The sequence below is a fragment of the Pseudomonas sp. fls2-241-TYG-175 genome (assembly GCF_030209155.1).
GTDB classification, from domain to species: Bacteria; Pseudomonadota; Gammaproteobacteria; order Pseudomonadales; family Pseudomonadaceae; genus Aquipseudomonas; species Aquipseudomonas viridiflava.
Genome location: NZ_JARVSO010000004.1, coordinates 53,800 through 76,731, shown reverse-complemented (window position 1 = coordinate 76,731; position 22,932 = coordinate 53,800). Strand labels below are relative to the sequence as shown.

Sequence of the window (22,932 nt, the reverse complement as noted above, 5' to 3'; positions counted from 1 at the left end):
ATGCCACAAGGCGGAAGGCGAGGGGATTACATTTCAGTCAGGTTGCGCCACGTCAAATCCGCCTCACCACTGATCGTGCCATCGCGTGGGAACGATCAGTGCGAGGAATAGACGATGATCGTGCCTACGCTCTGCGTGGGCATGCATCCCAGGACGCTCTGCGTCCCAAATGGGTCTGATGACGCAGATGCTTTGTGAACGACCAGGGCAGCCGTTCCCGTCACTCGTCCTTTTTCATCAACCCTGCCAGCGCAGCAAACGGGTTGTGCGTCGCCTTGGACGCTTTCGGCGAGCTGAGGGAGCTGTCGGAGAAGTACTGCTGATCGGTATAACGGGAGTGTTCGTTGTCGTGGCAGTACAGGCAGAGCAGTTCCCAGTTTGAGCCGTCCTGCGGGTTGTTGTCGTGGTTGTGGTCGCGGTGGTGAACGGTCAGTTCGCTCAGGCGCTTGCCGGCGAACTCACGGGCACAGCGCCCGCAGACATGCGGATACATGCGCAGGGCCTTGTCGCGGTAGCCCATTTCGCGGTCGCGCTGGGCGTCGGCCAGAATACGGTCCAGCTTGGCAGTGTTGGAAGGCGGGTTGGCCGTGCTCATGGTGTCACCTGTTCGTGTGCGCATTGAAAGCGGAATATCGGCAAGTTTAGCGCCGGATGAACAAACTCACACCTGTTGCGAGAGCAATTGGCCGTCGACCATGCGCAGACGTCGCGACAGCGAAATGGCCAGGGCGCGAATGATCTTGGCGGCGATCTTCGGTGCTTCATCGAGCATCTTGTCCAACGAGTCGCGCCCCAGGTTCAATAACTGGCAACTGGTCGCCGCGATGCAGCTGGCCGAACGACGTTCGCCGTCCAGCACCGCCATCTCGCCGAATGCCCGGCCACGGCGCAGGGTGGCGATTTCGACCTGCTGGCCTTCACTGTTGAGCTTCTGCACGGACACCGTGCCTTGATGGATGATGCACATGAACGTTCCGGCATCACCTTCGGCAAACACTGCTTCGCCCTTTTCGATGTCGGTGATGCTGAAGTAGCCCGCCACGGCGAGGAAATCGCTCGGCAACAGGGTGTCGAACAGGCCGCAGTCCAGCAGCATGTCGCGTATGGCGTTGTTCAGGTTGGACAGTTGTTCTGACATGGTTCGGTCTTGTGTTCAGGCTTCAGTGAGGGGGGCAGATCCTTGCCCCCGATGCTAGTAAGACAGGCGTTGGATGCCAAGTTCATTCGCCGGTTTGCAATACCTTGAAGATGAATCCGTATTCCAGCGCCACATCGCGCAAGCCTTGATAGCGGCCGCTCATCCCGCCGTGCCCGGCACCCAGTTCGGTTTTGAGCAGCAAGAGGTTGTCGTCGGTCTTCGTGGCCCGCAATTTCGCGACCCACTTGGCCGCTTCCCAATACTGCACACGGCTGTCGTTGTAACCGGCGATCACCAGCATGGCCGGATACGCCTGGGCGCTGACATTTTCATAAGGCGCGTAGGCCTTGATGCGCTCGTAGACCTCGGACTCCTGCGGGTTGCCCCATTCGTCATATTCGGTGACGGTCAGCGGCAACTCGGGATCAAGCATGGTGTTGAGCACGTCCACGAACGGCACTTCGGCAATCGCCGCCTTGAACAGGTCCGGACGCTGATTGAGCACCGCGCCCATCAACAGGCCGCCCGCGCTGCCGCCACTGATCACCAGTTGCTCGGAGCGGGTCAGCCCCTCGGCAATCAGGTGTTCGGCACAGGCAATGAAGTCACCGAAGGTGTTCTGTTTGTGTTCCTGCTTGCCGTTGCGATACCAGGCTTCACCCAACTCTCCGCCGCCGCGCACATGCGCGATGGCGAACGCCACGCCCCGGTCCAGCAGGCTCAGGCGAGCGTGGGAGAACCATGGGTCCAGACTTTCGCCGTAGGCACCGTAGCCGTACAGATAAAGCGGCGTCGCCTGACCGGCCAATTCGCGTTTGACCACCAGACTGATCGGCACCTGGGTTCCATCAGCAGCAGTCGCCCACAGGCGCTGGCTGACGTAGGCATCGGCATCGAAGGTGCCCAGCACCGGCGTTTCCTTGAGCACAACCTGCTCGCCGGTTGCCAGCTCCAGCTGCCGGACCTGCGGCGGACGGTTCAGCGACTGGTAACGCAGGCGAATCCGCGGGCTGTCGAACTCCAGCGAGTCCTGCACGTAAAGGCTGTACGCCGCGTCTGGCAGTTGCACCCGATAGGCGGGCAGATCCTGAGGGCGGATTTCGATGATCGGCAGGCCGCCTTCGCGCAAGCTCAGGCTGAGACCTCTTGCGTTGAGGCCGACGCCTTCGAGCATCACCGAATCGCTGTGCGGGATGAGCGTCTGCCAGTCATCACGGGTCGGAACGCCGGTCGCCTTCTCGGGAGCGTGGTACAGCGCGAAATTGATGCCGCTCTGGTTGCTTCGAATGAACCAGCTCCAGATGCCATCGAGCAGGCCGTGATCAGGAAAGTATTCATGGCCTTCGACGCGTGGCGCGAGGCAGACGAAAGCCTGCTCGGGATGCTCGGCGTCCAGCACCCAGGCTTCGCTGGTGGTCTTGCTGTTCAGCAGCAGCACCAGTTGACGTTCGGAACTGGTGCGGAAGCAGTGCAGAAAGAAGCGGCCGTCCGGCTCGCTGAACACCAGGTCAGCGGTCCCGTTACCGAGTGTGTGGCGATACAGCTTGTGGGGACGATGCGTGTCGTCCAGCTCGCCAAAGAACAGCGTCTGGCTGTCGTTGGCCCAGGTCATGCTGCCGTCGCAATCCTCGAACGGCAGGCTGCTGACCTGGCCATTGCTCAGTTCCTTGACGTAGAGCAGATAAACCTCGTCGCCACTGGTGTCCAGGCTGTAGGCGAGGCGCTGATGGTCGGGGCTGATGCTGAAAGCGCCGAGTGAAAAGAATCCGCCGTCGGCCAGCACGTTGGGGTCCAGCAGCAGTTCTTCCCGACTTTCGTCGACTGTGTTCGAGTCGTCCGCCGGACGCGGGCAACGGTAGTGGCGTGCGTACTCGTCGCCCTCTGTGGTGCGCGTGTAATACAGATACGGACCCCAGGGCGAGGGCAGTGACAGGTCGGTTTCCAGAATCCGGCTTTTGATTTCCTGAAACAGCGTTTCACGCAGCGCGCGCTGGTCCGCCAGTTGCTCTTCCTGGTACTGGTTTTCAGCTTTCAGATAGTCGAGCACCTCTTCGGTGTCGCGGTTCTGCAGCCAGGCGTAGGGATCCGAGCCTTCGGCCTTGCGAGCGATCGGGGCGCGTGAGGTGGCATTCGAAAAGGACATGCGGGGCTCTCTTTTAAAGTGGCAATCAGATGAATTATGAAGACACGCTGCGCCGATTGAACAACCCAGGCAAGCCGGGCCAGTGAAAAGCCGTTATCATAAGCGCCTCTTTACCTGCCTTGCCAACGGACGACATGACCGAGAACGACTATCTGATCGCCTGGAGCCTCTACGCCTTCGCCGCGCTGGGCTGCCTGTTGGTATGGTTTCTGATGACCGGCTGGATGTGGCGCTACCTCAAGGAGCCGCTGCGTGTCATCGCCGCCGTGTTGCTGCTCACACCGACGCTGGTTGATCCTCTCAAGGACGCTTACGCTCCGGCAGTTGCCATCACTGCGCTGGACCTGATGTTCAAGGTAGGCAGTAACGTCTGGACCGCCGTTTCCGATCTGGCGATGTACGGCATGTTCGCCTTCGGTGCTTACCTGCTGTTCGTGCTCATTCGCTGGCCGATCGAAAGAAGCCGCAAGGCGCGTCAACCCGCGCCGGTTGCAGAACCTGTCGATACAGACGCCGAAGACGATCCGTTTGCCAGTGACGAGCGTTACGCTCGCAAGCCCGCTGCACCGTCTCCTGCCACGTCGGCACGCGGCGCACGGGTCGAGCCGCGTCTGTAGCGTCCCGCTTCGTTGGCCTGCGCTGCAACGTGCAGCGCATGACTGCTGCAAAACGTCCTGAAGCGAGAACCTGAACATGTGTGAACTACTGGGCATGAGCGCCAATGTCCCGACCGACATCGTTTTCAGCTTTACCGGGCTGATGCAGCGGGGCGGCAAGACCGGCCCGCATCGTGACGGCTGGGGCATTGCTTTCTACGAAGGCCGAGGCCTGCGCCTTTTTCAGGACCCGGCCGCCAGCTGCGAGTCGGAAGTCGCGCAACTGGTGCAACGTTACCCCATCAAAAGCGAAGTCGTGATTGGCCACATTCGTCAGGCCAACGTCGGCAAGGTCTGCCTGTCCAACACGCATCCTTTCGTGCGCGAGCTGTGGGGCCGGAACTGGTGTTTCGCTCACAACGGCCAATTGGCCGAATTCAGTCCGAGTGTCACCTTCTATCGACCCGTGGGTGATACTGACAGCGAAGCGGCATTCTGCGACCTGCTCAACCGTGTGCGTGAAGCGTTTCCCGAGCCGGTCGAAGTCGAGCAACTGCTGCCGACGCTGATCCAGGCCTGCACCGAATACCGCAGCAAAGGCGTGTTCAATTGCCTGTTGAGCGACGGCGACTGGCTGTTCTGCTTCTGCAGCACCAAACTGGTCCAGATCACCCGACGCGCACCCTTCGGTCCGGCCCGATTGAAGGACGTTGACGTGATTGTCGATTTTCAGGCGGAAACCACGCCGCATGATGTGGTCACAGTCATTGCCACCGAGCCGTTGACCGCGAACGAAAACTGGAACGCTTACGAGCCGGGCCAGTGGAGTCTGTGGCGCAAGGGCGAATGTGTCTGCAAGGGTTCGACCGAACCGGTCATGCCATAAGCGCACGGTCACACGGAATTCAACGCAAGAGGGATGTTCATGCTGCGAAGTTATCTGCGATTGGTCCTGTTCACGGCGGGTCTGCTGTTCGGCGTTCAAGTGCCCGGCTTCATCAGTGACTACAGCAAGCGTGTAGAAGCGCACCTGATCGAAGCCCAGCAAGCGATCAAGGGCTACAACAACACCGCTGCGCAGTTCTTCAAGGGTGATATCCAGGCGCTGATTCAGCATTACCGCAGCAGTGAGGATCCGGTGTTTCGTAGCGATGCCGATAACATCGAGACCTTGCTGACCCGCACCCACGTGCTGGAGCGTCAGTGGCTGGGGCTGCAGGGACCGTGGTATTCGCGGGCCTTCTATGTCGCCACTTCGTCCGATCCCGATATCCGTCGCGAGACCTTCAACGGCTACACCTGGCAAGTCCTGCTGGCCCCTGAAGTCATCGCCTGGGGCATCATCAGCGCATTGCTGCTGGCGCTGATGATCGAAAGCCTTGTGCTGTTGCTCGGCTGGGTCGTGAACGGCGGACGTCGCAAGCCGCAGCTGGAAAGGGACTGGCGCTAGGCGTCAGTCTGGTTCTCACCCAAACAGGAGAAAGCCCATGGGCAGCCTGTTATTGAACTGTGATGTCGGCGTCCAGCGTATCTGCGCAGCCCTTGGCGAGCCGTCGGCTGAGCAGAACCGCATCAAACTGTAAAACACATGAAACATGGGTGATGCTGCTGGGCCGATCATGGGGCGGCCCTTGTTTCATTGCGTATATAAGCCAGCACTGTTTCAGGATCGTTCCACATCAAAACGTCCAGTATCGAAAGATTCTCGATAAAGTCGAAAGGTGCCACCACGTTATAACTGAGTGAAGAGGGCTCCAGGAAGCGAAGTTCGATACTGCGTTCCTGCCATTCGCCAGGAACAAATATATCGCGGCCGCCCGTGGCGTTGATATATTGGCGAGCTTCCATCAAGGTGCTGATTTCCAGTGCCCACTGTCCTGCATGCTCAATGACTGGCAAGTCAAACTTCATCTCGGAACAGGCTTTCCAGTTGAACGGCAGACCCAGATAATCACACACCACTTTCAATGAGCGTGTATTCAAATCGCTGATATGAGTAATGTCCGGTGAGTCGAAGGTAAGGTCGATCAACTGTATCACCTGCCTGAAGTACGGCGCCTTGCAGCGATAGTGTTCCAGCTGGTTTCTGATGCGTGTGTGGGCGGCGCTGCAATCGGTGATCGTGGCGTCCTTGATCAGCGTCCCGTCTCTGGCGCTGACCGGGACCTTTATGTACTGCCACCCCCCGTAGCCGTCCAGTACCCGGTTGCGGTTCATCCAGCTCTTGCGTTTGTATTTGACGATGTCGAAGACCAGTCCGCGCTCCACTGCGGCAATAAGCTGGAAGTAACCAATATACGGAAAAAAATAAGGTTGCATGATCCCGAGCGTTTCAATCATAAGTAACCCGCGAAGTCGCGACGGTTGCTCAGGCAAAACGATGGAGTAACGGCAGAACGACTTACTCAGTCAGCACATGACCGTCTGAATGGATGTCAGAAACCTGAGCGTAGTTCGAAGTTACAAAATGAACGTGCTGTTGGTCGGGTTGAAAAAAGCCAGTCGATGACTGGCTTTTTTACACTGACATCCGCTTATTTGGCCAGGTAGCGCATGCTTTCTTCCAGGCCGCGGAGTGTCAGCGGATACATGTGGTCTTCCACCAGATCGCGGACGATATGGGTCGAGGCTGTGTAGCCCCACGTGTCTTTCGGGTAAGGATTGATCCAGACGATCTTCTTGAATTTGGCCATGAAACGCTGCATCCACACATAGCCTGCTTCTTCGTTCCAGTGCTCGACACTGCCGCCGGGCTGGGTGATTTCGTAAGGCGCCATCGAAGCGTCGCCGATGAAGATCACTTTGTAGTCCGCGCCGTACTTGTGCAGCAGGTCCTGGGTCGAGGTCCGCTCCGAGCCGCGGCGCAGGTTGTTCTTCCACACCGATTCGTACACGAAATTGTGGAAGTAGAAATACTCCATGTGCTTGAACTCGGTCTTGCAGGCCGAGAACAGCTCTTCGCAGACCTTGACGTGTGCGTCCATCGAGCCGCCGATGTCGAACAGCAGCAGCAACTTGATGGTATTGCGCCGCTCGGGGCGCATCTGGATGTTCAGCAGGCCGGCATCGCGGGCGGTGTGGTCGATGGTGCCGTCGATGTCCAGCTCGTCCGCTGCGCCCTGACGAGCGAACTTGCGCAGGCGGCGCAAGGCAACCTTGATATTGCGCGTGCCCAGTTCCACCTGATCGTCCAGGTTCTTGTACTCGCGCTGGTCCCAGACCTTGACGGCCTTGCCCTTGCGTTCACCAGCGTCGCCGACCCGGATGCCTTCAGGGTTGTAACCGCCCGAGCCGAACGGGCTGGTGCCACCGGTGCCGATCCATTTATTGCCACCGGCATGGCGTTCCTTCTGTTCTTCCAGACGTTTCTTGAACTCTTCGATCAACTTGTCGAGGCCGCCCAGTGACTGGATTTGCGCCCGCTCTTCTTCGCTCAGAGAACGCTCGAACTCCTTGCGCAGCCAGTCTTCAGGGATCAGCGCCTGCAAGTGATCGTCGAGCTTTTCCAGGCCATTGAAGTAGGCACCGAACGCCCGGTCGAACTTGTCGAAATGGCGCTCGTCCTTGACCAGAATCGTGCGCGCCAGAAAGTAGAACTCGTCAATGTCGGCAAAAATGACCCGCTGTTTCAGCGCATTGATCAGGTCCAGCAACTCGCGCAGGGACACCGGCACCTTGGCCGCACGCATTTCGTTGAACAGGTTGAGCAGCATGGCTGTCGCCCTTTTTCGTAGCAGGGTAAATGAAGAGGATCAGCGATTGCCGCGACGGCTCATGAACGCCAGTCGCTCCAGCAATTGTACGTCCTGTTCGTTCTTGACCAGGGCGCCGGCCAGCGGCGGAATGGCTTTGGTCGGATCGCGCTCGCGCAGCACCGCTTCGCCGATGTTGTCGGCCATCAGCAGCTTGAGCCAGTCCACCAGTTCAGAGGTCGAAGGCTTTTTCTTCAGGCCAGGCACCTTGCGCACGTCGAAGAACACGTCCAGTGCTTCGCTGACCAGGTCTTTCTTGATAGTGGGATAGTGGACATCGACGATGCGCTGCAGCGTTGCGCGGTCCGGAAAGGCGATGTAATGAAAGAAGCAGCGACGCAGAAAGGCGTCCGGCAGCTCTTTTTCGTTGTTCGAGGTAATGATGATGATCGGGCGCTGCTTCGCCTTGATGGTCTCGTCGATTTCGTAAACGTAGAACTCCATCTTGTCGAGTTCCTGCAACAGATCGTTGGGAAACTCGATGTCGGCCTTGTCGATTTCGTCGATCAGCAGGATCACGCGCTCTTCGGACTCGAAGGCTTCCCAGAGCTTGCCCTTCTTCAAGTAGTTGCGCACGTCGTGAACCTTGTCCACGCCCAGTTGCGAGTCACGCAGGCGGCTGACGGCATCGTATTCGTAAAGCCCCTGATGGGCCTTGGTGGTCGACTTGATGTGCCAGGTGATCAGCCGGGCACCGAATGACTCGGCCAGTTGCTCGGCAAGCATGGTCTTGCCGGTGCCGGGCTCACCCTTGACCAGCAGCGGACGCTCCAGAGTAATCGCCGCGTTGACCGCAAGCTTCAGATCGTCGGTGGCGACGTATGCCGGGGTGCCTTCAAACTTCATCGATGAATCCTCTCGCAGGCCATGCGGGGCGAAGAGCCCGCACGCTGTAATAGTGGCGAATATGCCCAGACTATAACGTGCGTACCGGACCCCTGTGAACGCAGACGCCCCATTCAGTTCTTGAATGGGGCGTCACGGTTTGACTGCGCAAAATTGTAACGCAGGCTTCAGGTATCGCTAATTTGGCGATACCATGCGGCATGTCTACCAAGCACAGATTCAGGGATAAATACAGAATTCAGCTCAGGGAGAAAGATCATTTGCCACCGCACGTCCATTTGACTGGAGGTGGGCTGGATGTACTGATCGGTCTGGAAAGGATAGAAGTCCTTAAAGGTCACGCCCCGGCTGCTGTTTTGAAGGAAGCGCTCGAATGGATACGTATTCACCGTGAAGCACTGATGGAGGACTGGAGACGATGGCATCCATGAAACGACCCCGTCTCAAACATGTTCAGGCCTTGCCCGATTACCGTCTTGCCCTGACATTTATCAATGATCAGCAGTTGATACTCGATATGAGTCAGGACCTGCATGCCTGGCCAGGGCTTCATCTCTTGAAGGATCCCGATGCATTCGCCAGCGCGCAGGTGGGCGATGATGGCTGGACGGTCGAGTGGCCGGAGCCCGACATCCAGATAGGTGCGGATACTTTGTATCTTGACGCTCAGGCGCAGGCTGCAACTGATGAGAACACACGAATTTTCATAGGCTGGCGTGCGCGTACCGGTTTGCCTTTGTCGCAGGCCGCGCAAGCGCTGGGTGTCAGCACGCGGAGCATCACTCGTTACAGCAATGCGCGCGAAGCGACACCTCGTACACTGGCGCTCGCATGCCTTGGATGGGACGCGCTCCAGCAGCCCTCAAAGGCTGCCGAAAATACAGGCGTTTATCGTGCGGACAAGAAAGACTAGGAATCCTTGCTGCTCTCATAACGCGCATTGAACGCCTGTACGAATGCGTTACGCAGAATCTGCCAGAACGCCTGAAGGCCGCTGATGTCCTGCTGGTTGACGCTGCCGCTCAGGTCGACACGGGTGGCGAACTGGTTCTGGCGCTGGTTTTTCAGCACGGTTTCGCTGGTACCGACCAGCGCTTCCCAGATCGAGCGAAACACGCCCTTGTCCTTGTCTTCGACGTCCTGGTGCCAGTTGAACACGTCGACGTTGCGCAGCAGCGGTTTGATGTAGCCGCTCAACTGGCCTTTGTCGGCCTGAGCCTCAATCACGAGGTCACCGTTGCCCGCATTGAAGTCGAACTTGCCGTAGGCCGATGAGAAGTCGTTGAGCCTTTTCAGCTGAATGCCGGTCGCTCTGAGGCGAAAGTCGAAATCCTGAAAGTTGTTGAACGGGTCGAAGCGGGCGGTGCTTTCCAGCTTGGCGTGCCCCAGCAGGCGCGCCTTGCCTTCGAAGCTGGCGTCACGATTGCCTTCGACATCTACCACGTTGGTCAGGTTATAGAAGCTGGCGTTGACCTGGTCGGCCTCGATTTTCACCTTGGGCGTGGAGTTGAAGTTGTTGAAGGTAATCCGTCCGTTGCCAATGCGCACTTCGTTGAGGGTTACAGGCAGGAGCTTGTTCAACTGGGTGCGCCAGTCTGTGCCCTGACCGGTCTGGGACGCCTGCTTGTTGTTGCCGCCATCGACGAAGTTGATTTCCGGGTCGATAAATAAAACCTCGGCGACGACGGCGTGGTCGTACCAGAGTGAATGCCAGCTGACCGCCAGCTCGATGATCGGCGCTTTCACGAACGGCACGGGCACTTTGCCGTCGACTTTGACGATGTTCAGCCCTTTGATCCGATACGCACCCCGCCAAAGGGCCAGATCCACGTCAGTGACCTGACCGCGGTAATCACCCATGTCGGCGAGTTTGTCATTCAGGTAGTCACGCACCAGATAGGGCAGGGCAATGTTGATCCCGATCAGCAGAATGACCAGAGCGGCCAGCGTCCATAGCGGCCAACTGTAGCGACGTTTCATGACACGAGTCTCCGGTTGCAGTGAAGGGTTGACTGCGTTCGGCAGCATCGGTTCGGTGATACTGGACGCCCAACCGCTGGCGGCATAGGCTTTATTTATTTAACCGATGTGCACAAGGACATCTTCATGAGCCGTATTTACGCTGATAACGCCCATTCCATCGGTAACACGCCGCTGGTGCAGATCAACCGCATCGCACCGCGCGGTGTCACGATTCTGGCCAAGATCGAAGGGCGTAATCCGGGCTACTCGGTAAAATGCCGCATCGGCGCCAACATGATCTGGGACGCTGAAAGCAGCGGCAAACTCAAGCCGGGCATGACCATCGTCGAGCCAACCTCTGGCAATACCGGTATTGGTCTGGCGTTCGTCGCGGCGGCGCGGGGCTATAAGCTGATGCTGACCATGCCTGCCTCCATGAGCATAGAGCGTCGCAAGGTGCTCAAGGCGCTGGGTGCCGAACTGGTCCTGACCGAGCCTGCCAAAGGCATGAAAGGTGCCATCGCCAAGGCTGAGGAACTGCTCGCTGGCAACCCTGAGCAGTACTTCATGCCCGGTCAGTTCGAGAACCCGGCCAACCCGGCGATTCACGAGAAGACCACCGGCCCTGAAATCTGGAACGACACCGACGGCGCGATCGACGTGCTGGTGGCGGGCGTGGGCACGGGCGGTACGATCACCGGCGTGTCGCGCTACATCAAGCACACCGCACGCAAGCCGATTCTGTCGGTGGCGGTCGAGCCGGACAGCTCGCCGATCATCACCCAGGCCATGGCCGGTGAGGAGATCAAGCCCAGTCCGCACAAGATTCAGGGCATCGGTGCCGGTTTCATCCCGAAAAACCTCGACCTGTCACTGGTCGACCGGGTTGAACGGGTGACCGATGACGAGTCCAAAGCCATGGCACGTCGCCTGATGCAGGAAGAAGGCATCCTGTGCGGTATTTCCTGTGGTGCGGCGATGGCCGCGGCCGTGCGTCTGGCCGAGAAACCGGAAATGCAGGGCAAGACCATCGTGGTGATCCTGCCGGATTCCGGCGAACGCTACCTGTCGAGCATGCTGTTCAGCGACCTGTTCACTGACCAGGAGCTGTCGCAGTAACACATCTTGGGCAGTGCGTGCTTCATGCGGACGGTTCAAGGGTTTATGATGGCCACCTTTTCAGCGCCAGATGATCGTTACAGGTCATCTGGCGTTTCTGGTCCTTCACATTGACCGACTGTTGGCGTTACGTTCAGCGTTGTCTGCCCGCTCCAAGGAGAGTTTCATGACCCTTTCATTTGCTGCCAAGGCATTGATCCTGATGCTTTTCCTGGGCAGCACGCTGTACGTGCATCTGCGCGGGCAGGCCCGGTTGCCGTTGCTGCGTCAGTTCGTGAACCATTCGGCGCTGTTTGCGCCCTATAACGCGCTGATGTACCTGTTTTCCCGCGTGCCGTCCAAGCCATACCTGGATCGCAGCAAGTTTCCCGAGCTCGATGTGCTCAAGGACAACTGGGAAACCATCCGTGATGAAGCGATGCATCTGTTCGACGAAGGCTATATCCGCGCCGCCGAGAAGAACAACGATGCCGGTTTCGGTTCGTTCTTCAAGAAAGGCTGGAAGCGTTTCTACCTGAAATGGTACGACAAGGCGCTGCCTTCGGCCGAAGCGCTGTGTCCGAAGACCGTTGCGCTGGTCAACAGCATTCCCAACGTCAAGGGTGCGATGTTTGCCCTGTTGCCGGGTGACAGCCACCTCAATCCACACCGCGACCCGTTTGCCGGTTCCCTGCGCTATCACCTGGGCCTTTCCACGCCCAACTCCGATGATTGCCGGATCTTCGTTGATGGCAAGGAATACTCGTGGCGTGACGGCGAAGACGTCATGTTCGACGAGACTTACGTGCACTGGGTCAAGAATGAAACGACCCAGACCCGCGTGATTCTTTTCTGTGACATTGAGCGTCCGCTGACCAACCGTCTGATGACCCGCCTGAACCGCAGCGTCAGCGCCTTTCTGGGCCGTGCCACCGCACCGCAGAACCTGGACGACGAGCGCGTTGGTGGCATCAATCAGGCGTACGCGTTCAGCAAGCGTTTCAGCGATGGCTTCAGTGGCAAGGTCAAGCAGTTCAAACGCAGCAACCCCAAGGCCTACCGCGTGCTGCGCCCTGTGCTGGCGGTGCTGGTCCTGACCTTGTTGGGGTACTGGCTGTTCGGTTGAAAAAACGCCTGTCCAGTCAGAGGTCGGCGCGGGTTACAGATTGATGCTCATGTGGAGGTCCTTCCATGTTGCAGCCTCAGACCCATGCCGATCTCGCGAACGATCTGCCGCGCCTCGATGCCCAGTTGCATGCCAGCCTGCCGGACTGGGTGTGCAAGGACCCGGCGCTGACCGTCGAGCTGTTCTCGTCGGTGTTCTACCGCAACAAGGGTGCGTATCTGGTGGGACGGATCTCTACGATGACGACGAAATCCCACTGATCGACGTCCACTTCCGGCGCATTCTGGAACCCGCGCCCCGGAGGATGAAATGGTTTCCGAGCCCTGGTATTCCATCGGTCCGCTGGACGTGTTTCCCGTAGAGTTTGCACCGTTTCTGTTTGCCGACATGACCCTGCGCCACATTCGAGAGCGGACGCGGAGCGTCCTGGGAGGCATTCCAGAGCGTGGGAACGATCAGATCGGCGCAGCGGCAGTTGATGGGTGTGATCAGTCCGCCTCTACACTGATCGTGCCCATCGCTCCGCGTGGGCATGCCGCCCGTGACGCTCCGCGTCACAAATGGCACAGATGCCGTAATCAGTGAGCCGAACACATGGCTCAATTCATCTTTTCGATCTCAACTCAAGCTCACATGCCGACTCAACAACGCGCGCAATGCCGCAGGCTTGACCGGCTTGGGCAGATAATCGAGCCCGGCGGCGTGCACCTGAGCGATCAGTTCGGGGCGCCCGTCGGCGCTGATCAACACGCCCGGCACCGGTTGGCCGAGGCGGGTTCTCAGCCAGGCCATCAGCTCGGTGCCGGTTTCTCCGTCGTCCAGGTGATAGTCCACCAGCGCGATCTGCGGATGGACGCCGTTGTTCAGCAAGACCTCACATTCCTGACGATTGCGCGCAGTCCATACCTGACAGCCCCAGCGTGACAGCAGGCTGTTCATGCCGATCAGGATGCTGTCTTCGTTATCGACGCAGAGCACCTGCGTGCCATTCAAGGCCGGACGATTGATCTCGACCCGCTTTGCAGGCATCGGCGTCTGTGCCGACGCGAGCGGCACCTGCACGCTGAACACGCTACCTTTCCCGGTCCAGGAACGAACCTGCAACGGATGCTCGAGAATGCGACACAGGCCATCAGCAATCGCCAGGCCCAACCCAAGGCCTTTGGCGGCGTGAGTCTGATGGCTGTCCAGACGCTTGAACTCCTCGAAAATCACCTGGCGCTTGTCTTCGGGAATTCCCGGTCCGCGATCCCATACCTCCAGGCTCAGGTGTTCACCCTGACGCCTCACACCCAGCAGGATCGGCCCGCTGGCATAACGAAATGCATTGGTCAGGAAGTTTTGCAGCACGCGGCGCAGCAGCTTGATATCGCTGTCCACCCGCAACGCACTGCCCCTGACCCGAAACTTCAGGCCTTGCTCCTGCGCCAGTGCCTTGAATTCCGCGCCGAGCGTGTCGAACAGCGCGTTGAGCGGGAAGGGCTGGCGGTCCGGGGCGATCTTGCCGTTTTCGATGCGCGAGATATCCAGCAGGTCGCTGATCAGGTCTTCGGCTGAACGCAACGAGCTGTCCAGATGCTGGATCAACTGCTGGGCGTCGCTGGAAATGCCGTCTTCCTGATGCGAGAGCGCGGCGGAGAACAGGCGGGCGGCATTCAGTGGTTGCATCAGGTCATGGCTGACTGCTGCCAGAAAACGGGTCTTCGATTCGTTGGCCGCTTCGGCCGTGCCTTTTGCTTCGGTCAGTGCCTGGTTCAATTGCGAGAGTTCCTGAGTACGTTCGGTCACTCGCTGCTCAAGGCTTTCATTGACGCCCTTGAGCGCCTGTTCGGCCGCGCGGAACGCGGTAATGTCGGTAAAGCTCATGACAAAACCGCCACCGGGCATCGGATTGCCAATCAGCTCGATGACCTGTCCGTTGGGGAACAATCGCTCTGACGTGTGCGCCCGACCCTGACGCATCCAGTGCAGACGCCGCGCCACGTGCACTTCGGCCTCACCCGGCCCGCACAACCCGCGTTCGGCGTTGTAGCGGATGATGTCGGCAATCGGTCGGCCCACGCCAATCAGGCCTTCCGGGTAGTTGAACAGCTCCAGATAGCGATGATTCCAGGCCACCAGTCGCAGCGACTGATCGACCACGCTGATGCCCTGGGTAATGTTCTCGATGGCGCCTTGCAGCAGAGCACGGTTGAACTGCAGTACCTCGGAGGCTTCGTCGGCGATGCGCACCACGTCTTCGAGCTGCATGTCCCGACCTTCGATGGCTGCCTTGACCACCGCACGGGTCGACGAGGTGCCGAGCACACCGGCCAGCAGACGTTCGGTGTGGGCGATCCAGTCGCCCGTGGCGTTCTGGTTGGGGTTGAAGCTCTTGCCCTGACGGTAGGCAAAACGGGTGAAGCTCTGTCGGGCACGTTCTTCCCCGACAAAGCGTGCTGACAGGCTGAGCAGGTCCTCGATCTGCACCGCCAGCAATGGCCGCATGTAGGCGCGCCCCTGGGTTTCCTGACCGATGAAGCGACCTGCCTGCCAGTGTTCGGTCACCCGCGTGCGCGACAGCATCGACACCCAGGCGAACAGCGTGCAGTTGCCAGCCATCGACAGCAGTACGCCCTGGGTCATTGGCGTGATCGGCAAATCCAGCGGGTTGCTGTGCAGCCAGGCCAGCAGTGGAAAAGCGTGCAGCGACCAGCCCATACCGTGGGCAGCGACCGGCAGGACCAGCGTATAGAACCAGATGAAAATCCCGGCAGCCAGACCCGCGAACACACCGCGGCGGTTGGCCTGCTTCCAGTACAGCGCGCCGAACATCGCAGGCGCGAGCTGGGTGATGGCCGCAAAGGCGATCTGGCCGATGGTCGCCAGGCTGGCGGTGGAGCCGAGCATCCGGTAACTGACGTAGGCGAGCAGCAGAATCATCACGATGCTGATACGGCGCACCGAGAGCATCCAGTGCCGGAACGCTTCGAACGGTCGCTCGGTATTCTTGCGGCGTAGCAGCCATGGCAACAGCATGTCGTTGGAAATCATGGTCGAGAGGGCGACGCAAGCCACGATCACCATGCCGGTTGCAGCCGACGCGCCGCCGATGAATGCCAGCAGTGCCAGCGAAGGATGTGCATGGGCCAGCGGCAGGCTGATCACGAAGGAGTCGGGCAGCATCGAGTCAGGCAGCAGCATCTGCCCGGCCAGCGCGATAGGCACCACGAACAGCGCGGCCAGCGCCAGATAGGCCGGAAACACCCACTTGGCCAGATTCAGATCCTGCGGCTCGATGTTCTCCACCACCGTGACGTGAAACTGCCGGGGCAGGCAGACAATCGCCATCATCGCGACGCCGGTCTGCACGAACATCGACGGCCAGTTGATCGTGTCCTGCCAGTATTCTTCAAGGCGCGGCGCCAGCTTGGCCTGGTTGAACAAGTCATCGAAGCCGTCGTACAGCCCGAAGGTCACGAACACTCCGACGGCCATGAACGCGAACAGTTTCACCAGCGCCTCGAAGGCAATCGCCAGCACCATGCCGCGATGGTGTTCGGTCACGTCCAGATTGCGTGCACCGAACACGATGGTGAACAGCGCCAGAATCAGAGAAACCACCAGAGCCGTGTCCTGTGCGCGGGTGCCGGTGGAGTCGGCCACGGCTCCGATCAGAATATTCACCCCCAGCACAATGCCTTTCAGCTGCAGCGCAATGTACGGCAGCATGCCGATCAGGCAGATCAGCGCGACCATGACTGCCAGCGACTGGGACTTGCCGTAGCGCGCCGCAATGAAGTCGGCAATCGACGTGATGTTTTCCTGTTTGCTGATCAGCACCATCTTTTGCAGCACCCACGGCGCCAGCACCATCAGCACGATCGGACCCAGGTAAATCGGCAGGAACGACCACAACTGTTCGGCTGCCTGACCCACGGCGCCAAAGAACGTCCAGCTGGTGCAATAGACCGCCAGCGACAGGCTGTAGACCCAGGCACGCATGGTCGGGCGCAGCGATGCGCTGTAGCGGTCGCCATAGAAGGCAATGGCAAACATGATTGCCATATAGGACAGGGCAACGGCGGCGATCAGCCCGCTGGACAGCGACATATCGGATTCCAGAATGTATCGACAGCACGCAGTCTCGCACGACGGCTGCACTTCGTCTTTCTCGACCAAGGTCGAGCGTGGCGGGGTGTCGCAGCCGAGGCAATCGCCTCGGCGCGCTTCAAAGCAGGAAATATCCTATCGACATTCTCAGGCGTTGCGTCTTCAATGTGCCTCGGATTGGCGGCGACGCCAGTGTGCCCAAGCCTCTCAGGACCACGGACGATGAGCCAGCAGTCACAATTCAGCCTTCTAGGGAAACGGCGCTTCCTGCCGTTTTTCGTTACGCAGTCCCTCGGGGCGTTCAATGACAATGTGTTCAAGCAGTCATTGATCCTTGCCATTCTCTACAAACTGGCCATCGACGGTGATCGTTCGATCTACGTCAATCTGTGCGCCTTGCTGTTCATTCTGCCGTTCTTTCTGTTCTCGGCGCTGGCCGGGCAATTCGGCGAAAAATACCCGAAGGACGCGCTGATCAGGATCATCAAGTTCGGTGAAATCGTGATCATGGCGGTGGGAGCCGCAGGCTTTCTGTTCAATCACCTGTGGATGATGCTGGCGGCGTTGTTCGCGATGGGCACGCATTCCGCGCTGTTCGGCCCGGTGAAGTATTCGATTCTGCCGCAGCACCTGCGTGAGACCGAGCTGGTCGGCGGCAACGCGCTGGTGGAGATGGGCACCTTCCTGGCGATTCTCGCAGGCACGATCAGTGCCGGGGTGATGATGTCTGCCACGCACTACGCATGGATCGTCTCGGCGGCCATCGTGCTGATCGCCTGCCTGGGCTTTCTGGCCAGTTTCGGTATCCCGAAGGCGGCGGCTGCCTCGCCTGAAATGAAGCTCAACTGGAATATCTTCACCCAGTCCTGGGCCACGTTGCGCATGGGATTGGGGCAGACGCCTGCGGTGTCGCGCTCGATTGTCGGCAACTCATGGTTTTGGTTCGTCGGGGCGATCTACCTGACGCAAATCCCGGCGTACGCCCAGGAATGGATGTACGGCGATGAAACCGTGGTGACGCTGATCCTGACGGTTTTCTCGGTTGGCATCGCACTGGGTTCGTTGCTCTGCGAGCGCCTTTCCGGGCACAAGGTCGAGATTGGTCTGGTGCCGTTCGGCTCCATGGGGATCACGATTTTCGGTCTGCTGCTGTGGTGGCATTCGGGCGGCTTTCCGCAAAGCGTACAGGCTAACGACTGGCTGGCTATCCTGAGTGACGGGCAAGGCTGGTGGGTGTTGTTCGACATCCTCGGTATCGGCGTTTTTGGCGGTTTCTATATCGTGCCGCTGTATGCCCTGATTCAGTCGCGCACCCCGGAAAAAGAGCGTTCACGGGTCATTGCGGCCAACAATATTCTCAACGCGTTGTTCATGGTGGTGTCGGCGATTGTCTCCATCCTGTTGCTCAGCTTCGCCAAGCTGACGATTCCACACCTGTTTCTGGTGGTGTCGTTGCTGAACGTGGCGGTCAACGTCTACATCTTCAGGATCGTGCCTGAGTTCACCATGCGCTTCCTGATCTGGCTGCTGGGTCATTCGATGTATCGGGTCGAGCACCGCAACCTGAACCTGATTCCCGATGAAGGCGCGGCGCTGCTGGTCTGCAACCACGTTTCATTTGTCGATGCGCTGTTGATCGCGGGGTCGGTCAGACGGCCGATCCGTTTCGTCATGTACTACAAAATCTATCAATTGCCGGTGCTCAACTTCATCTTCCGCACGGCCGGTACCATTCCGATTGCCGGTCGTAACGAAGACATGGAAATCTACGAGCAGTCCTTCAAGCGCATTGCGCAGTATCTGGCTGAAGGCGAACTGGTGTGCATCTTCCCGGAAGGCAAGCTGACCACGGATGGTGAAATCAGCGGCTTCAAGAGCGGCATGACGCGCATTCTTCAGGAAACGTCGGTGCCGGTGATCCCGATGGCACTTCAGGGACTGTGGGGCAGCTTCTTCAGTCGCGACCCGGAGAAGGGAGTGTTTCGCCGTCTGTGGTCACGCGTCGTGCTCGTGGCCGGTGCGCCTATCGCTGCAGATGCCGCCGCGCCGGTGGATGTGCGGGAGCAGGTGAAGGCGTTGAGAGGAGCGGAGCGGTAGGGTTTGCAGTCCGTTAACGGACTGTGGGAGGCACCACCACGTCTTCGACGTAGCGCTGTCGCGCAGCAAACTCAGTGGGAGCGGACTTGTCCGCGAAAAGGCCAGCACATCCGACGAATATTCATCGCCCGAAATACAGTATTCGCGGACAAACGGAACGCCGCCCGGTCCGCTCCCACAAAATCGCGTTCCTTCAGTGGGTTACAGGTTGTTTGATAAGAGGCGGCTTGCCGGCGATGAACGATGACGCGATTTTCCTGATACACCGCGTCGACTGCATCGCCGGCAAGCCGCCTCCCACAGAGGTATGTGTTCAGTCAGACACTTTCGTTTGGTCCCGTTTTGCGCGCTACCACCTCGCTTTCTTCCTCCGGCATCTTCCTGAAATACGTCGAGAGCAACGCACCGGAAATGTTGTGCCAGACGCTGAACAGCGCGCTCGGCACTGCCGCCAGTGGCGAGAAGTGGGCGCTGGCCAGTGCGGCGCCGAGCCCTGAGTTCTGCATGCCGACTTCCAGCGCCAGCGACTTGCGCTGTGGCAACGGCAGCTTGAACACCTTGCCGGTGAAGTAGCCCAGCAGAAAGCCGAACGTATTGTGCAGAATCACCACAGCCATGATCAGCAGGCCTGACTCGGCGATCTTCGCCTGACTGGCGGCGACCACCGCGCAGACGATCATCACGATGCTCACCACCGACACCAGCGGCAGCACGTCCACCGCGTAGCTGACCCGCGCGCCCAGCAGGCGCTGCGCCAGAACACCCAGCACGATCGGCAGCATCACCAGTTGCAGGATCGACCAGAACATATCCATGAAGGACACCGGCAACCAGGCAGACGCCAGGAACCAGATCAGCGTTGGGGTCAGCAGCGGGGCGAGCAGGGTGGTGACAGCGGCAATGGCTACCGCCAGCGCCAGGTCACCCCTGGCCAGCCACGCCATGACGTTGGACGATGTGCCACTCGGGCAGCAACCCACCAGAATCACACCGACTGCGATTTCGGGCGGCAGCTGGAACACTTTGCACAACAGCCATGCCACGCCGGGCATGATGACAAAGTGCGCGACCACACCCAGCGCCACGCGCCAAGGGTTGCGGGCGACTTCGGAGAAATCTTCGAGCTTCAGGGTCAGACCCATGCCGAACATCACCAGACCCAATAACGGGACGATCCAGCCCTTGAGGCCGATGAATACCTGAGGAAACACAAACGCCAGAATGGCGAACAGCAGCACCCAGTACGCAAAGGTGTTACCGACAAAACGACTCAAGGCGGCGAGGGCGCGCATGGTCTGCTCCTTCTTTTTATGAGTGCCAAATGAATGCGCCGTCTATCAAGACGGCGCCGTGCTTCGGTTCATTCGCGGGAGGTGTCAGATACCCTGAGGTATTTCTTCGCCGCCCAGCGCTTCGAACAGCTCTGGCAGGAACTCGCCAAAGGTCAGCATCATCAGGGTGAAGCTGGCATCCAGTTGTCCCAGTGCCTCGTCGCCGCCGTCCTGTTCAGCCTGATCCTGCAACAGATCTTCGAACTTCAGACGCTTGACGACCATTTTGTCGTCCAGCACGAACGACAGTTTGTCCTGCCAGGCCAGCGACAGTTGAGTGACGACCTTGCCAGTGCTCAGGTGCAGCTGGATTTCGTCGCCAGTCAGGTCCTGACGCTTGCAGCGCACGATGCCGCCGTCTTCGTGGGTGTCGCGCAGTTCGCACTCGTCCAGCACGAAGAAGTTGTCGGCCGCTTTCTGGGTTTTGACCCAGTCGGTCATGGTCGCGCTTGGCGATACCTTGACGGTCAATGGGCGAACCGGCAGCGAGCCGATGACTTCGCGCAATGTCGACAGCAGGTCTTCGGCGCGTTTCGGGCTGGAAGCATTGACCAGAATCAGGCCTTGCTTGGGCGCGATGGCGGCGAAGGTAGCCGAGCGACGAATAAAGGCGCGCGGCAGGAAAGCCTGGATGATTTCATCCTTGAGCTGATCACGTTCCTTCTTGTAGACCTTGCGCATCTGCTCGGCTTCGATCTCTTCGACCTTTTCCTTGAGCGCGTCACGTACGACGCTGCCCGGCAGAATGCGTTCTTCCTTGCGTGCAGCGATCAGCAGGAAGTCCTGGCTGACGTGTACCAATGGAGCCTCTTCGCCCTTGCCGAATGGCGCGACGAAACCGTAAGTGGTCAACTCCTGGCTGGCACAGGCGCGAGCCGGTTTGGTCGCCAGTGCAGTCTCCAGCGCCTCGGCGTCAAAAGGCAGATCCTGGGTCAGGCGATAGACAAGCAGGTTTTTGAACCACATGAGGTGAATCTCTCCTTCCATACAAAGGGGGGCATTATTCGCTGCTCTGCCTCCGGGGCCAAGCCTGCACGGAGCCTTTGTAAGCCTTTGGAAGGATTATAAAAATTATTTAAAAAATTACTTGCCAGACCTAGGGTCGCTCCGTAGAATGCGCGCCACACCGAGAGTGAAGGGTGATTAGCTCAGCTGGGAGAGCAGCTGCCTTACAAGCAGCGGGTCGGCGGTTCGATCCCGTCATCACCCACCAAACTCTCTCTTAGTGTTACGCGCAGCGGTAGTTCAGTCGGTTAGAATACCGGCCTGTCACGCCGGGGGTCGCGGGTTCGAGTCCCGTCCGCTGCGCCATATTCCGCTTCAAGGCCCTTGAACTCCTTGAAGCAAACAGAAAGCCCGCCTAGTGCGGGCTTTTTGCTTTCTGTCTTTCCACTGTCCACGGTTTTTTAAGTACCCCTTCAAGTACACCGCTGGCGCAATCATCTTAGATGATTTCTTGATTGAGCAAGCCAAGCTCACCAGCAGGTCTAACGGACCGCCAACAACATATTTGAAACGATTTTTAATCGCCAGCTTTCGTGGTGACGCTCAGGAAAAACTGAGCGCAACGGCATGCGGGTACCTGCTCCAAAACGCTGGTCTTTATTAAAAATCAGCCGATCAAACGTCGTGTGCTGTCCCTGATGATGATTTTTGCCGGGAAAATCATCTGCGCGGAGTCGTTGACGGAAAGTCCGGTAAGCGTTTTAAGCAGAAGTTCTATCGCTGTCGTGGCCATCTCAAACAGTGGCGAGTCGACGCTGGTGAGGGTGGGGATGCTGAAGTCGTCATATTGCATATTGTCGAATCCGACCACGCAGATATCGTGGGGGACTCGCAGGCCTAAATCGTACAAGCCTTTGAGGGCCCCCAGTGCCATACGATCGCTGGCAAAAATCATTGCATCCGGACGGGTGATGCCCGCGCATAACTGTTGCGCTACGCGAAGTCCACTGGCCATGGACCAGTCACCGGCGATGTTCCAGTGTTCGTTTACCAACAGGTTATGTTTGCTCACCCCCTCCTGATAACCCAGATAGCGTTCGTCGATATCTTGATTGGTGTGACCCTCTCTTTCACCCGCGATGAAAGCGATCTTGCGACACCCAACACTGTGAAGGTGGTCAACGAGTTGCGCAGTGGCGAGCCTGTTGGCCTGCGCAACATACATAAAGTTCGGGTCTATGGTGCCAAAAAGAACAATCGGTACATTGTTGCGGCTGAGTTCTATCAGAACGGGATGATCGGGCTGCTCAACCACCGCAACGATGCCGACGATGCTGCCTGAACGGTAAAGCTCGAGTATTTCTTCGACTGCCGGTGCTTGATGTGCTGAGGGTTTACGTTGCAGAAGCGAATAACCCACCTCGTCCGCAGCCAGGCCAAGCGACTGAATCACGCTGTTCCAGTAGGTGTCCTGAATCTGTGGCGAACGATTGTCATAGGCGGCGCGCTCGCCGAAAAATATACATGCGACCGTTTTTATTGGAATATTTCTCAGGGAACGAGCAGCCACGCTGGGTACGAAATTCAATTCGCGGATCACGTCCTGAACCTTTGCCAGGGTTCTCTTGGCGACTTTTTCAGGATGGTTTATAACCAGCGATACGGTCTGGAAGCTCACCCCGGCTGCTTGCGCCACGTCCTTTATGGTGATCCTTTTTACTTTGCTTTGCATTGCTGTTCCCTGGTAGACGCCGTCTTGGCAGAGGCTCTGATCTTAAACGGCCAGGCTTGACGCAAGGCGCAATT

19 protein-coding genes, 2 tRNA genes and 1 pseudogene are annotated in these 22,932 nt (G+C 58.7%); 11 read left to right on the top strand and 11 right to left on the bottom strand.

From position 1 onward, the window contains the following. Positions 1 to 220 precede the first annotated feature (220 nt). From QRN20_RS04005 to QRN20_RS03995, 3 genes are all read right to left on the bottom strand, one after another. On the bottom strand, positions 221 to 595 hold the full coding sequence (locus QRN20_RS04005) for a YajD family HNH nuclease (RefSeq protein ID WP_024686287.1): 375 nt from the start codon (positions 593 to 595) through the stop codon (positions 221 to 223). A gap of 66 nt (positions 596 to 661) precedes the next feature. Continuing rightward, positions 662 to 1,138 carry a cyclic nucleotide-binding domain-containing protein gene (locus QRN20_RS04000; RefSeq protein ID WP_029241650.1) on the bottom strand — a complete coding sequence of 159 codons (477 nt, stop codon included), beginning with the start codon at positions 1,136 to 1,138 and terminating at the stop codon, positions 662 to 664. A gap of 82 nt (positions 1,139 to 1,220) precedes the next feature. Further along, a complete protein-coding gene (locus QRN20_RS03995; RefSeq protein ID WP_058432582.1) occupies positions 1,221 to 3,281 on the bottom strand; it encodes a S9 family peptidase in 2,061 nt (686 codons plus the stop codon). Positions 3,282 to 3,415: 134 nt separating this feature from the next. Here QRN20_RS03995 and QRN20_RS03990 point away from each other — a divergent pair, with 134 nt between their 5' ends. The 3 genes from QRN20_RS03990 to QRN20_RS03980 all read left to right on the top strand — a co-directional run bounded on the left by QRN20_RS03990 (position 3,416) and on the right by QRN20_RS03980 (position 5,327). After that, positions 3,416 to 3,898: a hypothetical protein gene (locus QRN20_RS03990; protein WP_004879273.1), complete on the top strand. Its 483-nt coding sequence runs from the start codon at positions 3,416 to 3,418 to the stop codon at positions 3,896 to 3,898. A 76-nt stretch (positions 3,899 to 3,974) separates the two neighbouring features. Beyond that, a complete protein-coding gene (locus tag QRN20_RS03985) occupies positions 3,975 to 4,763 on the top strand; it encodes a class II glutamine amidotransferase (protein WP_025994934.1) in 789 nt (262 codons plus the stop codon). A gap of 39 nt (positions 4,764 to 4,802) precedes the next feature. Continuing rightward, positions 4,803 to 5,327 (top strand): DUF2937 family protein, encoded by a 525-nt coding sequence (locus QRN20_RS03980; RefSeq protein ID WP_043305119.1) that lies wholly within the window; start codon positions 4,803 to 4,805, stop codon positions 5,325 to 5,327. A gap of 167 nt (positions 5,328 to 5,494) precedes the next feature. On the opposite strand, the gene QRN20_RS03975 is transcribed toward QRN20_RS03980, so the two are convergent. The 3 genes from QRN20_RS03975 to QRN20_RS03965 form a co-directional block, all read right to left on the bottom strand. Next, a complete protein-coding gene (locus QRN20_RS03975) occupies positions 5,495 to 6,217 on the bottom strand; it encodes a WbqC family protein (RefSeq protein ID WP_162999625.1) in 723 nt (240 codons plus the stop codon). Positions 6,218 to 6,411: 194 nt separating this feature from the next. Next, positions 6,412 to 7,590, bottom strand: coding sequence for a vWA domain-containing protein (locus QRN20_RS03970; protein WP_004879282.1), 1,179 nt, complete (start codon positions 7,588 to 7,590; stop codon positions 6,412 to 6,414). Positions 7,591 to 7,629: 39 nt separating this feature from the next. Beyond that, positions 7,630 to 8,475 (bottom strand): AAA family ATPase, encoded by an 846-nt coding sequence (locus QRN20_RS03965; RefSeq protein WP_004879284.1) that lies wholly within the window; start codon positions 8,473 to 8,475, stop codon positions 7,630 to 7,632. A gap of 200 nt (positions 8,476 to 8,675) precedes the next feature. On the opposite strand from QRN20_RS03965, the gene QRN20_RS03960 reads away from it, so the two are divergent. After that, complete coding sequence (locus tag QRN20_RS03960; RefSeq protein WP_080665171.1) at positions 8,676 to 8,906, top strand: DUF4160 domain-containing protein; 231 nt, start codon at positions 8,676 to 8,678, stop codon at positions 8,904 to 8,906. Further along, positions 8,903 to 9,388 (top strand): DUF2442 domain-containing protein, encoded by a 486-nt coding sequence (locus QRN20_RS03955; protein ID WP_162864838.1) that lies wholly within the window; start codon positions 8,903 to 8,905, stop codon positions 9,386 to 9,388. The genes QRN20_RS03960 and QRN20_RS03955 overlap by 4 nt, the downstream gene beginning before the upstream one ends. Here QRN20_RS03955 and QRN20_RS03950 read toward each other — a convergent pair. Continuing rightward, positions 9,385 to 10,455, bottom strand: a complete 1,071-nt coding sequence (locus QRN20_RS03950; protein ID WP_025994940.1) for an AsmA family protein — start codon at positions 10,453 to 10,455, stop codon at positions 9,385 to 9,387. The two genes, QRN20_RS03955 and QRN20_RS03950, sit on opposite strands and share 4 nt — an antisense overlap. Positions 10,456 to 10,581: 126 nt before the next feature. On the opposite strand from QRN20_RS03950, the gene cysK reads away from it, so the two are divergent. The 3 genes and pseudogenes from cysK to QRN20_RS03935 all read left to right on the top strand — a co-directional run. Then, positions 10,582 to 11,556 (top strand): cysteine synthase A, encoded by a 975-nt coding sequence (gene cysK / locus QRN20_RS03945; protein ID WP_029241642.1) that lies wholly within the window; start codon positions 10,582 to 10,584, stop codon positions 11,554 to 11,556. A 166-nt stretch (positions 11,557 to 11,722) separates the two neighbouring features. Beyond that, complete coding sequence (locus QRN20_RS03940) at positions 11,723 to 12,661, top strand: aspartyl/asparaginyl beta-hydroxylase domain-containing protein (protein ID WP_088235764.1); 939 nt, start codon at positions 11,723 to 11,725, stop codon at positions 12,659 to 12,661. A gap of 77 nt (positions 12,662 to 12,738) precedes the next feature. Next, a pseudogene (locus QRN20_RS03935) lies at positions 12,739 to 12,900 on the top strand (isocitrate dehydrogenase kinase/phosphatase AceK regulatory subunit); the annotation flags it as partial. A gap of 379 nt (positions 12,901 to 13,279) precedes the next feature. Here the strand turns inward: QRN20_RS03935 and QRN20_RS03930 are convergent. Then, positions 13,280 to 16,753 (bottom strand): hybrid sensor histidine kinase/response regulator, encoded by a 3,474-nt coding sequence (locus QRN20_RS03930; RefSeq protein WP_285360012.1) that lies wholly within the window; start codon positions 16,751 to 16,753, stop codon positions 13,280 to 13,282. A 222-nt stretch (positions 16,754 to 16,975) separates the two neighbouring features. Here QRN20_RS03930 and QRN20_RS03925 point away from each other — a divergent pair, with 222 nt between their 5' ends. Continuing rightward, entirely contained in the window at positions 16,976 to 18,850 is a 1,875-nt protein-coding gene (locus QRN20_RS03925) for an MFS transporter (RefSeq protein ID WP_285360011.1), read from the top strand. A gap of 317 nt (positions 18,851 to 19,167) precedes the next feature. Here the strand turns inward: QRN20_RS03925 and QRN20_RS03920 are convergent, their stop codons facing one another. Both QRN20_RS03920 and rdgC read right to left on the bottom strand, forming a co-directional pair. Then, a complete protein-coding gene (locus tag QRN20_RS03920) occupies positions 19,168 to 20,142 on the bottom strand; it encodes a bile acid:sodium symporter family protein (protein WP_285360010.1) in 975 nt (324 codons plus the stop codon). Positions 20,143 to 20,226: 84 nt separating this feature from the next. Then, on the bottom strand, positions 20,227 to 21,147 hold the full coding sequence (rdgC, locus tag QRN20_RS03915; protein ID WP_004879325.1) for a recombination-associated protein RdgC: 921 nt from the start codon (positions 21,145 to 21,147) through the stop codon (positions 20,227 to 20,229). Between the two features lie 171 nt (positions 21,148 to 21,318). Between rdgC and QRN20_RS03910 the strand changes: the two genes are divergently transcribed. Continuing rightward, positions 21,319 to 21,394, top strand: a tRNA-Val gene (locus tag QRN20_RS03910). A gap of 21 nt (positions 21,395 to 21,415) precedes the next feature. Then, a tRNA-Asp gene (locus QRN20_RS03905) sits at positions 21,416 to 21,492 on the top strand. 301 nt (positions 21,493 to 21,793) lie between these two features. Here the strand turns inward: QRN20_RS03905 and QRN20_RS03900 are convergent. After that, complete coding sequence (locus QRN20_RS03900; protein ID WP_029241960.1) at positions 21,794 to 22,858, bottom strand: LacI family DNA-binding transcriptional regulator; 1,065 nt, start codon at positions 22,856 to 22,858, stop codon at positions 21,794 to 21,796. Positions 22,859 to 22,932 lie beyond the last annotated feature (74 nt).